The organism is Marivivens aquimaris, from assembly GCF_015220045.1.
GTDB classification, from domain to species: Bacteria; Pseudomonadota; Alphaproteobacteria; order Rhodobacterales; family Rhodobacteraceae; genus Marivivens; species Marivivens aquimaris.
The window spans coordinates 749,354-762,227 of the sequence record NZ_JADBGB010000001.1 but is presented as its reverse complement, the minus strand read 5'-3'; the positions used below and the strand labels follow the sequence as shown (position 1 = coordinate 762,227).

General features: G+C 60.0%; 22 protein-coding genes. All 22 read left to right on the top strand.

Annotated elements, in window-relative coordinates; genetic code table 11:
- Nucleotides 1–27 precede the first annotated feature (27 nt).
- The 22 genes from IF204_RS03920 (at nt 28) to IF204_RS03815 (ending at nt 12,816) form a co-directional block, all read left to right on the top strand.
- On the top strand, nt 28–819 hold the full coding sequence (locus tag IF204_RS03920) for an AAA family ATPase (protein ID WP_194094844.1): 792 nt from the start codon (nt 28–30) through the stop codon (nt 817–819).
- Nucleotides 820–822: 3 nt separating this feature from the next.
- The gene (locus tag IF204_RS03915; RefSeq protein ID WP_194094843.1) at nt 823–1,395 is read left to right on the top strand and encodes a hypothetical protein; all 573 of its coding nucleotides are present in this window, start codon (nt 823–825) and stop codon (nt 1,393–1,395) included.
- A complete protein-coding gene (locus IF204_RS03910) occupies nt 1,392–1,769 on the top strand; it encodes a transcriptional regulator (RefSeq protein ID WP_194094842.1) in 378 nt (125 codons plus the stop codon). The genes IF204_RS03915 and IF204_RS03910 overlap by 4 nt, the downstream gene beginning before the upstream one ends.
- On the top strand, nt 1,766–2,005 hold the full coding sequence (locus tag IF204_RS03905) for a helix-turn-helix domain-containing protein (protein WP_194094841.1): 240 nt from the start codon (nt 1,766–1,768) through the stop codon (nt 2,003–2,005). The genes IF204_RS03910 and IF204_RS03905 overlap by 4 nt, the downstream gene beginning before the upstream one ends.
- Entirely contained in the window at nt 1,998–2,765 is a 768-nt protein-coding gene (locus tag IF204_RS03900; RefSeq protein WP_194094840.1) for a DUF5131 family protein, read from the top strand. Before IF204_RS03905 ends, IF204_RS03900 begins: the two co-directional genes overlap by 8 nt.
- A 131-nt stretch (nt 2,766–2,896) precedes the next feature.
- Entirely contained in the window at nt 2,897–3,550 is a 654-nt protein-coding gene (locus IF204_RS03895) for a DUF3164 family protein (RefSeq protein ID WP_194094839.1), read from the top strand.
- Nucleotides 3,551–3,553: 3 nt separating this feature from the next.
- Complete coding sequence (locus IF204_RS03890) at nt 3,554–3,736, top strand: hypothetical protein (protein ID WP_194094838.1); 183 nt, start codon at nt 3,554–3,556, stop codon at nt 3,734–3,736.
- Nucleotides 3,733–4,152 carry a regulatory protein GemA gene (locus tag IF204_RS03885; RefSeq protein ID WP_194094837.1) on the top strand — a complete coding sequence of 140 codons (420 nt, stop codon included), beginning with the start codon at nt 3,733–3,735 and terminating at the stop codon, nt 4,150–4,152. The genes IF204_RS03890 and IF204_RS03885 overlap by 4 nt, the downstream gene beginning before the upstream one ends.
- 15 nt (nt 4,153–4,167) lie before the next feature.
- Nucleotides 4,168–4,416: a hypothetical protein gene (locus IF204_RS03880; RefSeq protein ID WP_194094835.1), complete on the top strand. Its 249-nt coding sequence runs from the start codon at nt 4,168–4,170 to the stop codon at nt 4,414–4,416.
- Nucleotides 4,413–4,790: a helix-turn-helix domain-containing protein gene (locus IF204_RS03875; RefSeq protein ID WP_194094833.1), complete on the top strand. Its 378-nt coding sequence runs from the start codon at nt 4,413–4,415 to the stop codon at nt 4,788–4,790. The genes IF204_RS03880 and IF204_RS03875 overlap by 4 nt, the downstream gene beginning before the upstream one ends.
- A gap of 76 nt (nt 4,791–4,866) precedes the next feature.
- Complete coding sequence (locus tag IF204_RS03870) at nt 4,867–5,574, top strand: NlpC/P60 family protein (protein ID WP_194094831.1); 708 nt, start codon at nt 4,867–4,869, stop codon at nt 5,572–5,574.
- Nucleotides 5,575–5,584: 10 nt separating this feature from the next.
- Complete coding sequence (locus tag IF204_RS03865; protein WP_194094829.1) at nt 5,585–5,794, top strand: hypothetical protein; 210 nt, start codon at nt 5,585–5,587, stop codon at nt 5,792–5,794.
- Between the two features lie 4 nt (nt 5,795–5,798).
- Nucleotides 5,799–6,140, top strand: a complete 342-nt coding sequence (locus IF204_RS03860; RefSeq protein WP_194094827.1) for a DUF2730 family protein — start codon at nt 5,799–5,801, stop codon at nt 6,138–6,140.
- Nucleotides 6,137–6,439 (top strand): VpaChn25_0724 family phage protein, encoded by a 303-nt coding sequence (locus IF204_RS03855; protein ID WP_194094825.1) that lies wholly within the window; start codon nt 6,137–6,139, stop codon nt 6,437–6,439. Before IF204_RS03860 ends, IF204_RS03855 begins: the two co-directional genes overlap by 4 nt.
- A gap of 1 nt (nt 6,440) precedes the next feature.
- Nucleotides 6,441–7,016 carry a phage protein Gp27 family protein gene (locus IF204_RS03850; RefSeq protein WP_194094823.1) on the top strand — a complete coding sequence of 192 codons (576 nt, stop codon included), beginning with the start codon at nt 6,441–6,443 and terminating at the stop codon, nt 7,014–7,016.
- On the top strand, nt 7,013–7,198 hold the full coding sequence (locus IF204_RS03845) for a hypothetical protein (RefSeq protein WP_194094821.1): 186 nt from the start codon (nt 7,013–7,015) through the stop codon (nt 7,196–7,198). Before IF204_RS03850 ends, IF204_RS03845 begins: the two co-directional genes overlap by 4 nt.
- Nucleotides 7,195–7,503, top strand: a complete 309-nt coding sequence (locus tag IF204_RS03840) for a hypothetical protein (RefSeq protein WP_194094819.1) — start codon at nt 7,195–7,197, stop codon at nt 7,501–7,503. Before IF204_RS03845 ends, IF204_RS03840 begins: the two co-directional genes overlap by 4 nt.
- Entirely contained in the window at nt 7,500–9,170 is a 1,671-nt protein-coding gene (locus IF204_RS03835; RefSeq protein ID WP_194094817.1) for a hypothetical protein, read from the top strand. The genes IF204_RS03840 and IF204_RS03835 overlap by 4 nt, the downstream gene beginning before the upstream one ends.
- A gap of 269 nt (nt 9,171–9,439) precedes the next feature.
- The gene (locus IF204_RS03830) at nt 9,440–9,838 is read left to right on the top strand and encodes an ASCH domain-containing protein (protein ID WP_194094815.1); all 399 of its coding nucleotides are present in this window, start codon (nt 9,440–9,442) and stop codon (nt 9,836–9,838) included.
- Nucleotides 9,838–11,460, top strand: coding sequence for a DUF935 domain-containing protein (locus IF204_RS03825; RefSeq protein ID WP_194094813.1), 1,623 nt, complete (start codon nt 9,838–9,840; stop codon nt 11,458–11,460). The genes IF204_RS03830 and IF204_RS03825 overlap by 1 nt, the downstream gene beginning before the upstream one ends.
- Nucleotides 11,453–12,298, top strand: a complete 846-nt coding sequence (locus tag IF204_RS03820; RefSeq protein ID WP_194094811.1) for a phage head morphogenesis protein — start codon at nt 11,453–11,455, stop codon at nt 12,296–12,298. The genes IF204_RS03825 and IF204_RS03820 overlap by 8 nt, the downstream gene beginning before the upstream one ends.
- Complete coding sequence (locus IF204_RS03815) at nt 12,295–12,816, top strand: phage virion morphogenesis protein (RefSeq protein ID WP_194094810.1); 522 nt, start codon at nt 12,295–12,297, stop codon at nt 12,814–12,816. The genes IF204_RS03820 and IF204_RS03815 overlap by 4 nt, the downstream gene beginning before the upstream one ends.
- The last annotated feature ends 58 nt before the right edge of the window (nt 12,817–12,874 follow it).

Genomic DNA, 12,874 nt, shown 5'->3' with positions numbered 1-12,874 from the left:
TTCGGGTGACTTGGATGGAGAAGTAAGATGATTACTCAGAAAGTCAATACTATGGATAACGCAGGGGTAGCTTCCAGCACCACCGGAGTGGCCCCGCTGCGCAATGTCGCGGCACTTTCGACCCAGATTGATCTTCTGGCGACCCGTGAAAGCGGGTTGCCGGGGATCGGCGTCTTTTCCGGCCCCAGTGGCTTCGGCAAGAGCTTTGCCGCGACCTTTGCAATGCTGGAATATGATGCCGTCTATCTGCAGCTGCGTTCGACGTGGACCACCAAAGAGTTCATGATGAACCTGCTCGAAGAGTTGGAGATCAAGAACCCGAAGGGTACGATCTCCGCTCTGCAAGATCAGGTGATCGACCGACTAATCGTTGATCAGCGCCCGGTGATCATTGATGAAGCGGACTACCTGATCAACAAGCGGAACATCGAAGCCGTTCGCGACATCTACGAGAGCACTCACGTGCCGGTCATTCTGGTCGGTGAGGAGATGCTGCCGCAGAAAATCAAGCAGTTCGAGCGCATGGATGGCCGCATCCTCAGCTGGGTGCAGGCGCTGCCTGTTGACTTCACAGACGCGACGCATCTGGCCAGCATGTATGCGCCGAATGTCACGGTCCAAGATGATCTTTTGAACAAGGTTTTGGACGCTGCGAACGGGTCTGCGCGACGTGTCGCCACGAACTTGGCCAACATCAACCGGTACGCCCGACGCCACGCTCTCCAGCAGATCGATGCGGCCACTTGGGGCGACAAAGAACTGTTTACCGGCGCAGCTCCGGTCGGACGCTCCTTCACTCGCCTGAAGAAGGGAGCTTAAAGAATGGCTTTTGAAAGCGCATCTTTCAACACGACCGAGCATCAGGTGCTTGCGGCTGCAGCCGAATTGAAGAGCTTTACCGCTGTTCAGATGGCCGAGCACGTCGGACGACAGGTGAGCACCTGTCGCCGCGCAATCTTCACCTTGAAAGGCGCAGGGTTTCTGATCGAACCCGAAGATCAGGATTACCGCAACGGTTCGGTATATGAATATGTCGGCCCTGCGCGCACTGCGACCCGTACCCGCCGTAACAAAGTAACTGCCGCTGAAAACATGTGGCGGGTGATGCGGGTAAAAAAGAACTTCAACCCGATCGATATCAAGGTGCAGGCTTCGGCTGCTGGCATCACTTTGCAAGACCGACAGGTTCGGGACTACTGCCGGAAGCTGCTTGAACTTGGCTACCTCAAAGTCATCCAGACCCGTATCCCCGGCAAACGCGAAGCCGAGTATCGCCTCATCCGCGACACCGGCCCGATCCCACCCGTCATGAAGAAATTGCCTGTCTGCTACGACGGCAACACCGGCGAACGCATCAGCGATGTTCCAAACAACATCAACGAGGATGCCGAATGAGCAAGCCCCGTGAGAAAGCACTCGCCGCATATGGCGGGGCACTGCCGGACTGGATCGAAGTGCTCGTCGCCGAGAGTGAGCGCACCAGCCAGTCCAAGGCCGCAGCCGCCATCGGTGTCAGCCCCGCTGTCGTCACCGGCATTCTCGGCAACAACTATAAGGGCATCGTCGCGAACGTCGAAGCTCGGGTGCGTGGCAGCTTGATGCGCGATGTCGTGCAGTGCCCCGCACTTGGCGAAATCTCGACGCGCAAGTGCATCGATTGGCGTGACCGCGCCAAGGGACCGATCAAGGGCAATAACATGCTGCGGGTGATGATGTTTCGATCCTGCCGCAAGTGCCCGCGCTTTAAACCGCAGGAGGAAAACGAATGAGCTTTAAAAACCTTAAAAGCCCCCTTTTAAACTCCGTGATTGCCCTTTCAAACGCAGGCCTCGGTGCAGATGCCGTGGCCCAAGAACTGGGGTGCAGCAAGCAAACGGTTTACCGCTACCGCAGCCATGCGCGTCAGCAGCGCAAACTCGGCGAAGGCCGCATCGTGAAAAGGGACAATCGTGCCTTCGTCGATGTGCCTGCCGAGCTGCTGACCCGGAGACACCGTCATGGCTGAGAACAGCGGCATCGAGTGGACGACCCACACCTTCAACCCCTGGACGGGATGCACCGCCGTCAGCGCGGCCTGCGACAACTGCTATGCCGAGGCATGGGCCAAGCGTAGCGGGCACGTTCAATGGGGGCCGCACGGCAAGCGCCGACGCACGAAGACATGGGGAAATCCGGTCAAGTGGAACCGGCAGGCTGAAGGCGCACCTGAGCGCCCGCGCATCTTCTGCGCCAGCTTGGCAGATGTCTTCGACAATCACCGCAGCATCGAAGAGGCATGGCGCCGAGACCTCTGGACGCTGATCGACCAGACGCCAAACCTCGACTGGCTTCTGCTGACCAAGCGGCCGCAGAACATCGTGAAGTTTGCGCCTGAGCGCTGGTTCACAGGGGGAATTCCCCGCAACGTTTGGCTGGGCACCACCGTCGAGAACCAGGAGGAAGCCGACCGGCGCATCCCGCACCTGATACAGTGCCCTGCGCGGGTCCGGTTCCTCTCTTGCGAACCCCTACAAGGACCGGTGTGCATCCGGCGTTATGCCCGAAAACTGGAATGGGTGATCGCGGGCGGTGAAAGCGGAAACGGATTCCGGCCCGTAGATCCCGACTGGTTCCGCGGGTTGCGAGATGACTGCGAGAGCGCGGGCGTCGCTTTCCTCTTCAAGCAGTGGGAAGGCCGCACCCAAACCGAAATCAAGGCCAAGGGCCGGGCGCTGGATGGAGTTGTGCATGACGGCTATCCGGCCCCGCTCGAGGCAGTCCAGTAAACCCCGCTTCGATCGCATGTGTGACGGGCAGGACATGACAGCGCCAGCCCTCGCCCGCGCACTCCTCGTCTCTCTCTCCCAAAAACCCGATCTGGTCGCGCACCTGATCGGACACCGCAAAGGATAAGACAATGACCAAGATCGACCTCGAACAGTTTAAGAATGGTGGCCAGAAGATCATCGGTGACCGCGAATACATGACCGACGCCAAGGGCGCCCTTGTCCCGGTCGAAAACATCAAAGGCCAGTACATTCTCGAAGATCAAACCGTGCGTCAGATCGCGTACTTCGCTCAGTTGCTTTCCGAGCAGATTGCCCGTTTCAAAGCACACACCTTCGACGATATCAGCGCATTCGAAGGCATCCTCTCTGACGAATACGACGCGACGGTCGGCGGCAGGAAGGGCAACAAAACGCTGTCCTCATACGATGGCCTCTTCAAGGTCACCGTCCAGATCGCCGATCGCGTCGAGTTCGGCCCCGAGCTGCAGGTCGCCAAATCGCTCATCGACGAATGCCTGACCGAGTGGTCGGCTGATAGCCGGACCGAAATCCGCGCAATTATCACTCGCGCCTTCAACGTCGATAAAGAGGGCCAGATCAACCGCTCGGAAATCTACACGCTCTTGCGGCTCGAAATCACTGATCCGCGCTGGCAGAAAGCTATGACAGCCATCCGGGATGCCATGCGTGTCGTCGGCTCGAAGAGCTACGTCCGCTGCTATCGCCGCGCCACCAACGACGGCGCATGGGAGCCGATCACCATTGATCTGGCAAAGGCGTAAGAGATGCTGGTGCTCTTTATCAATCTCGCATTGGTCGGCAGCGTCTTCGCAATCATCGCATCGGCGATGCTGCTGGCACGCGAAGCGCCCGAGAATGAGTTTCGTCAGACGCTCTTCAAGATGTCGGGTTCAATTGCCATAGCTTTTGTCGGGAGCTTGTGGCTGCTGCGGTGGATCGCAGCATGAGCCAGCATAGCAAAATCTTCGTCGGCTGCCGTGCGCTTGGCCTCGATAACGACGCCCGCAAGGCAATGCAGCTGCAGCTGGTCGGCAAAGAGAGCCTGACCGACATGACCGAGGCGGAGCGACAGACCATCGTCGCTCACCTCACCGAAAAAGGTGCCTTCAAGAAGCCGTTCAAAGCTGCCGATCGCGCCGACATTCGCCTGATCCATGTCATGTGGAAGACCCTGTCGCAGCACGGCAAAACCCGCGTTGCGGGCCGCGCCGGTCTGAACAAGTTCATTCGCGCGAAGTTCGGCGACGCATGGGGCGCGGTGCCTGCCGACGTCGACATGCTCACCGACACCAAACAGATCAACACAGTCCTGAAGGCCCTGCGCGATTGGATCGATCGCGAAGAAATCGAGTTTCACCGTTAACGAGGAGATCACCCTATGAAGTCCCCTTTCGAAGTGACCGATGCAGCTGTTTTGCAACATCTCTTTCACACGCATGGCATCGACATCGAAGCTGCCCGCCGCGAGGTGTCGTCGATAGTGAGTAAGGCCGCAGGTTTTGACGGTGTCACAGGCGTTCTGAAAGACGGTCGCCGCTATCATCTCGATGAAGATCACCGCTGCACATATGTGACCTTGAAGACCCGAAGCCGCCCGCGCCGCAGCGGCCGCGAGATCGACGCTTGACCAAGCCCGCCTTCACCAAGCCCCCGGCACACATCGCCAAGTACGTCGAAGTGCTGGGGGAAGAGGAGGCCGTTCGCTTCCTCTTGCGGTTTGGCGGCAGCGAACTGTATCGGCCGCAAAGCCCAAAGTATCGCAGCGCACTGGTCAAAGAGTTCGGCCAAGAAGTTGCAAAGCGCTTGGGCCAAGAAACCGGACACCTGTCACCGCGCGTACCTCTGGCCAAAAACTGGCTTGCGCGAGTGCTTCACACAAAAGGCTTGCCCGTTGCCGAAATTGCCCGCACTCTGCACGTCACTGACGTGACCGTCCGAGGGTATTTGAACACCGCACGGGTTCGACCACCACCCGATCCGCGACAAGACACGCTCTTCTGAAATACCCGCAATTCGTTGCGGGTGTTTTCGTTTTAGGGGCAAGGGCAATTTCAGGGGCAAGCATGGAGCTGCCCAGATGTCCAACGCCCTCGATCCCACCTTCGACCCCATTGCACTTCAAGAAAGGCTGAACGAGTTAGGCTTCGGTCCCCTCGTCGTCGATGGCGTGATCGGTCCGCGCACCGAAGCGGCGATCGTCGCCTTCAAGAAGTCCATCGGTTTCCGGGCACGTCCCTACGTTGGCCCTCTCACACTGCAGGCCCTCTTCGACGCTCCGCTTGGCCGCACCATTCAGCTGAAGGACGGAATGCCTTGGATGGCAGAGGCAGCCCGTTTGCGCGGCCTGCACGAAGGCCGTGATCTGAGCAGCCTTCGCAAGTGGTTCTCGGGCCGCATCGCCGACATCGACCCCCGTGAAATCCCGTGGTGCGGTGCCTTCGTCGCAACCGCCTTCAAAGCCACTACTACCGAAGAGCCGCCCAAGGGCGCGCTCGGTGCCCGCCAGTGGCTCACCTTCGGCAAGCCGGTGAAGCCGCAGCTCGGCGCGGTGGTGGTGTTCTGGCGAGGCTCTCGCACGGGCTGGCAGGGCCATGTCGGTTTCTACTGGGGCGAAGACGAAGAAGCCTTCCACATCCTCGGCGGCAATCAATCCGACGCGGTCACTGTGACACGCATGAGCCGCGCAAGGTTGCTCGGTGCGCGCTGGCCCTCTCAGTACGCAGCACCCAACAAGATCATCCATCTGACCGCAGACGGTCAGCCACTCAGCACCCGCGAAAGTTAGGACGAGTACAATGTTGAACCAAAAGAAGTGGTACGAAAGCAAAGCCGTCTGGGGCGGCATCATCTCCGTTGCATCAATCGCCGGTGGCGCGTTTGGCTATACAGTGTCCGAAGGCGATCAAGAGCAGCTCGCAACCGCATTCGCAGGCGCTGGCGCGACCTTTGGCGCGGTCCTGTCCATCGTCGGCCGTATCAAGGCGACCCATTCGATCGGACGCTAACGTGATGGAGTGGATCGACCCTATCACAAAGATCGCGAGCCTCGTGTTTTCCATTTTCGCGATGGCATTTGCCGGTTGGACCGCACGCAACAAGCGCAACGACCAGCGTCTGAAAGATGTCGAAAAGGACGTGCGCGACACACAGACCGAAGTCGCCCAAGTCAAAGAAGTCGTGGCCCAGCTGCCCACCGCGAAGGATATGCACGAGATGCAGATCACAATTACCGAAACACGCGGCGCAGTGCGTGAAATCAAAACCATGATCAGAAGTCAGTCAGAAAACATGACCCGATTGGAAAAAGGGCTTGGGACAGTGACGCAGTACCTCATGGAGAGTCCCAAATGAGCAACTTTGCTGAAGCGCTCCAGCAGCACCGTCGTTTGGCGATCCTTCGTCATCTCGAAAATTGCCCCGAGTACACCTGCAACATCTCGATCCTCACGGATGTGCTCTATTCTCTCGGCATTCCCTCGACCCGCGATCAGACCATCACTGACGTGATGTGGCTGAACGAGAACAGCTTCGTCACCGCGACCGATCACGGCGCGGGCTTCTTTGTCGTTGTCGCTACCGGCCGTGGCATCGAGATCGCCAAGAACCGCGCGACACATCCGGGCATCCAGCGCCCTAGTGCAGGCTTCTGACATGCCGCCGCCCCGCAAAATCGATCTCATCCCGTCGGAGCTACGCGAGTGGCTTCAAGAGACGCTCGAAGCCCGCGGCTTCGGTGACTATGTTGCCGTGACCGAGGAGCTGAACTTCAAGCTCGAAGAGGCCGGTGTCGAACTGCGCGTCGGCAAAAGCTCTGTCCATGCTTGGGGCACCGAATATCAGGAGTTCATCAAGTATCAGGAACAGGCGTCAGCTTGGGCCGAAGGCTGGATGAAAGAGCAAGGTCTCGACGAAGAAGCGAAGCGGCACAACGTCCTCTTCCAGATGATCACGACACTCGCATTCAAGGTCATGCAAGCGCAGATGTCGCGTGACGCTGATGAGATCGATCCGCGCGAGCTTCACTTCCTCGGCAAGATGCTGAAGGACGTGATGTCCTCCTCGGGAATGCGGGAAAAGCTGATGGCCGACGAACGCATCCGCATCCGCAAAGAGGTTCAGGCGGAAGCCGCTGCCGAAGCGACCAAGGCCGCGAAAGATGCAGGTCTATCCCCTGCTGCCGCCGACGCCATTAAGGCCCGCATCCTCGGGATCGAGGTGCCGAAATGATCGGGATCGAAGCGACTGTGCATCTGGCAAACCGCAATTGGCTGCTGGCCAAGTATCCGACCCGCCTGAAGGCGCGCCTGCGCGGGGAACGCCAGTGCTTCCAGTTCCAAGGCCTTCGCTGCACCGTCGCTTGGCTGAACGGGCGCCCCTACATGATCGAAATGGAAAAGGTCGCCCCATGAACGCGCTGCGCGTCTTAGACCTCGACACCCAACTTGCGCGCCGCGAAGCAGGCAGCTGGCACATCTCGCGTGCCGGGCTTCACCGCGTTTGGACGATGGAAGTTATCTGCCCCTGCGGCTGCGGCACCCGCCATGACCTGCCGGTCTGCCGTTGGGATGGCATCGCGCCCGGCTATCGCTGGCGCGGTGGCTTTGGCCAGCTGTCGATCGACGAGCTGATCGACCTCGGCCCGCACGGCACTTGGCAGCTGACTGCTGGTCAATGGACCCGCGCAAACGTCGTATGGGAGGCACTCGCCGCATGACCGCGCCGATCTCACAAGCCGAATGGGAACGACTTCGCCGCGACGCAAAAGATGCGATCGACGATGTCATCGAAGAAGTTGGTGTTCCGAAGGCGTTGCTGCCGTACCAACAGAAAGTCGTTGGTCTCCTCGACAGCACCTCGACGCAGGTGCTGTTCGTCGAGAAGTCCCGCCGGATCGGCCTGACATGGGGCCTCGCCGCTTATGCCGCTCTGCGCGCCGGTCGCGCGAAGTCGGCAGCGGGTATGGATGTCATGTATATCTCCTACTCGCAGGAGATGACACGCGAGTTCATCGACGCCTGCGCAATGTGGGCACGGGCCTTTGCCATCGCAGCCAATGAGCTGGAAGAGACGCTCTTCGACGACAGCGACGAAGAAGGGCAGAAGTCGATCAAGGCGTTCCGCATCCAGTTCGCCAGCGGATATGAAATCATCGCCCTGTCATCCGCGCCTCGCTCGCTGCGCGGCAAGCAAGGCTGCGTCATCATAGACGAAGCCGCATTCGTCGATAGCCTGCCCGAACTGCTGAAGGCCGCGCTGGCGTTCCTGATGTGGGGCGGTCAGGTCGTTGTCTGCTCAACCCATGACGGCACCACCAACACCTTCAACGAGGTTATCCAAGACATCCTTGGTGGGCGCAGACCTTACGCCCATTTGAAGATCGACATCGATGACGCGCTGCGCGATGGCCTCTATGAGCGCATCTGTCTCGTCACAGGCGTCGACTGGTCGCCCGAGGGTGAAGCCAAGTGGCGTCAGGACATCATCGACTTTTACGGCGACGGCGCTGACGAAGAACTCTTCTGTATCCCGACCCAAGGCTCTGGAACGTGGCTACCCGCTCCGCTGATCGAGGCCCGCATGACCGTTCCGGGCGAGATCCTCCGTCTCGAACTTCCGGCCAACTATTTGCACCTTTCGGACGTTGAACAGCGTTCGTTGATGGAGCCGTTTTTAGACCGTTTGAAGGCCGCTTTAAGCGCACTTGATCTCGACCTGCGCTTTGCGTTCGGCTTCGACTTCGCCCGCGTCGCCGACTTGACGGTCGGTTCTCTGCTGGCGATCGAGGCGAACCTTCGCCGCCGCGAGGCTCTCTGCTTCGAGCTGCGCAATGTGCCGGGTGCCGAACAGAAGGAAATCACCCGCGCAGTCTTGCAATATGTGCGCAGCCGCTTGGTCGGCGCCGGGTTCGACGCGGTCGGCATGGGCTGGACCGTCGCCGAAGATATGCAGCGCGAGTTCGGTGCCCGAGACGGCGACGGCAGCAGCGGGTTGGTCGAAGCCGTCAAGCTGTCGGAAAAGTGGTACGCCGCGCACATGCCGAAGCTGAAGACCGCGTTCGAGGACGACATGATCGCGCTGGTAGCGGACGATGACCACCTGACCGATCTGCGGAAAGTGAAGGTCATTCGCGGCACCCCTCGCGTGCCGGATGTGCGTGAAACCGAAAAGGCCAGCGGCAGCGGCAAAAAGCGTCACGGCGACTTCGCTATTGCTTTGGTGCTGGCAGACTACGCCAGCCGCCAACGGTGGGCCGAGTACGACTATCAGCCTGTCACGAACAAGCCGCCTGAGGGGCGGATGACCCAGACGCCCGTCGAGGAAGCTGACGAACCGCGCGGCACACTCGGCTCGATCATCGGTAAACTCGGAGGATGGATTTGATGTCGATCAGACCAATTGCAGTGACGTGTTGCCCGTGCTGCCGAGGCACCAAAGGCTCGGTCAATCTAGAGCGCCGTCGCCCGCGCGGTTTCGGCCTCTTTAAAACTGAAGGACGACTTGCCTGCCAGTGTGGCTACTCCGGCAAGTGGGTTTCAGGTGTCTCACCTGATCCTGACCAAGGATATCGCGATGCCTCTGCAGGATGGCCACGGGTTATTCCGGTCGCTCGACATCGCGGAAGCGGACGAAAGTGAAGAAAGGTTTGTTCAATGGTAGCCTATAACTTCGCCGCCCAGTTCGCCGAAGAGGTCCGCAGCGGGCGCAAGTCCATGACCATTCGCACGGCTCGGAAAAACGGTCACGCGGTCTTTGGTGACGAGCTTCAACTCTACATCGGTATGCGGACGAAGAATTGCCAGCTGCTGAAGCGGGTCACCTGCATCTTTGCCGCGTCCATCGTGATCGAGCAGAAGCGCATCATCGTCGACGGGCGTGTCATGCCCGATCCGGAAGAGCTGGCGAGGGCCGATGGCTTCACCGACTTCGAGCAGATGAAAGCATGGTTCACGAAGCTCTATGGCCTGCCCTACTCTCACCAGCCGTTCGAGGGTGAGTTGATCTGCTGGGGCCAAGGCACCGCAGCACTACTTCAAGAGGAAGCAATCTGATGGCTCTACTCGACGCATTTGGCCGCCCGATCGAGCGCGCCACCCTCACCGCCGAAATCGCCGCCCCGACCTACGGCGGCGTCCGCACGCCGATGACGGGTCATCCGGGCGACGGCCTTGACCCGAACAAGCTCGCCGCGATCCTGCGCGAAGCCGAGAGCGGCAATGCCAACAGCTATCTCGAACTTGCAGAGGTAATCGAAGAGCGCGATCCGCACTATACCGGGGTGCTGTCCACACGTCGCCGCTCTGTTTCTCAGCTGGACTTTACTGTCGAAGCCGCATCGGAGGATCCGGCCGACGTCGCCCGCGCCGACGAAGTGCGCCAGTGGCTGCGCCGCGACGAGTTGGCCGACGAAGTCTTCGACATGCTCGACGCCATCGGCAAGGGCTATTCGATAACTGAAATCATCTGGGACATGTCGATGGGACAGTTCCAGCCATCGCGCCTCGAATACCGCGACCCTCGCTTCTTCGAATTCGACCGCACCTCGTTCGCCCGCCCGCTCCTCCGTATCGACGGCGGCACTCGCGAACTGCCGGGCTTCAAGTTCATTACCACGCGCCTCAAGGCGAAGTCCGGCCTGCCTCTTCGGAGCGGCCTCGCGCGGATCGCAATGTGGAGCTATCTGTTCAAAGCCTTCACCCTGCGCGACTGGGCCATTTTCAGTGCGACCTATGGTCAGCCGATCCGCGTGGGCAGGTACGACACGGGGGCCTCAGAGGATGACCGCCGGAAGCTCTTTCAGGCGGTGGCGAACATCGCGGGCGATTGCGCAGCGATCATTCCTCAGAGCATGCAGATCGAATTCGTCGAGGCCGGAAACGTCGGCGCATCTTCCGACCTCTATGAGAAGCGCGCCGACTGGTTCGATCGACAGGTTTCAAAACTGGTCCTCGGTCAAACCGCGACAACCGATGCGGTCACCGGCGGTCTTGGCTCGGGCAAAGAGCATAGACAGGTCCAAGAGGACATCGAGCGTGCAGACGCGAAGGCGCTGCAGGCTGTCGTCAATGCCCAGCTGATCCGCCCTTGGACAACCCTGAACTATGGCCCCGATGCAAAAAGCCCGCGCGTCATCATCGGCAGGCCCGAGGCGGAAGACCTCTCACTCTGGATGGAAGGTGTCGGCAAGGCGATCGACCGCGGCATGCGCGTGTCGGAGTCGGAGGTTCGCGACAAGTTCGGCCTCGCTGATCCGGACGCAAAAGACCGCATTTTGCATCCGATGGGCGCGCAGATCGCGCCTGCAACTCCACCCGAGGCCCCGAATGACCCCGTTAAACGTTTTTCCGCGCCGCTTAAACGCTATGACGAGTTGTCGGGTATCGTTGCGCCCCAAGCACAAGAGCGGCCCTCTGACGGCCCTCTGAGCGAATTGACCTCCGGCAAGCCCTTCATTGCACCGATGGAAGACCAAGTCGGACCGGTAGTGCAGGCAATGATCGACCGCATCTTTGCCATGTCCGAAAGCGCGTCTGATCTGCCTGAGCTACGCGAGATGATCCGCGAGGCCTATCCGTCGATCGACACGAGCGATCTGACCGAAGCCATCACATCGGCTTTGACCGTCGCCGCTGCGAGCGGTGTGGAAGCTGCTGCTGGTGAGACCGATGCCTGAGATCAGCGCCAGCCTGAGACAGCCTTTCGCCGAGCAGATCGCCGCGTTCGAGCTGCGCCGCACAAACCTGATCCCGACCAAAGCTTGGGACGACCTGAAAGGCGCGCAACACGACCGCGCCTTCGTTGTTGCCGGAGCCATGAAAGCCGATCTCCTCGACGATCTCGCCCGCGCCGTCACGCGCAGCATCGCCGACGGACAGAGCCTCGAAGCGTTTCGCAAGGACTTCTACAACATCGTCGAGGATCGAGGGTGGCACGGCTGGACGGGTGAAGGCACCAAAGCAGGCGAAGCATGGCGGACCCGTGTGATTTACCGCACCAATGCGAAGACCAGCTACGCGGCCGGTCGCCTCGCCCAGCTGCGGGCGGCAGGTTATCCGTTCCTCATCTATCGGCACGGCGACAGCCTGAACCCTCGCCCGGAACATCTTGCATGGGATGGTTTGGTTCTGCCTGCCGATCACCCGTTCTGGGAAAAGCACATGCCTGTCAACGGCTGGGGCTGCAGCTGCTATGTCCTTGGAGCCCGCTCGATGGAAATGGCGCGCCGCCTCGGCGGTGACCCGAGCAAGACCTTGCCCGAGGATTGGAATCTGATCGATCCCAAGACCGGCACACCCAAAGGCATTGATAAAGGGTGGGACTACGCACCCGGCGCCAGCGTCACGAATGAGATCAACACCATCGTGCAGGCGAAGGTCAGCGTCATGCCTGAAGGCCCAATACGCGACAGCTTCGCCAAAGAGATGGCCATTTTCCTCGCCGGATCTCGCAAGGCCGAAACCGATGCTGATGACGAGGCAGAAGACAGCGGCGATGACGAGGACATCGCATGATACCGATCGAGCTGCGGTTCACTGACGAGTTCGGTGAAGCACTGGGGCGGGTCGAGGCCAAGCTCGACGACATGCAGCCGGTGTTTTCTGACATCGGCGAACTGATGACCGAACGAACCAAACAGCGTTTCCGAGACGGCAAAGGGCCGGATGGTGTTGCTTGGGCACCCAAGTCGCCGCACACCATCGCACGTCAAGCCAAGTCTGAAGGTCGGGCCAACACCGCCCCGCTTCATGGCCCGTCTGGACGCCTCGCATCCGAAATCTCTTACGAGGTCAGCAGCCAAGGCGTCAGCTGGGGTTCATCCCTGATCTATTCGGCTGTCATGCAGCATGGCGCCGAAGCCGGGTCGTTCGGCCTATCTGAAGGCACCGACAAGAACGGCAACGATTTTGCGGTTCTTCTCCCCTTCGGCGACATCCCAGCCCGCCCGTTCATCGGCGTCTCCGATGACGACAATCTGGCGATTATCGCCACCTTTGAAGAGTATTTGACAGGCGGTTTAACGGGGCGTTGACGGACCTTTAAACTTCGGTCACGCTGCCTAGGCAGACCAGATGAAATACCCGCAATCC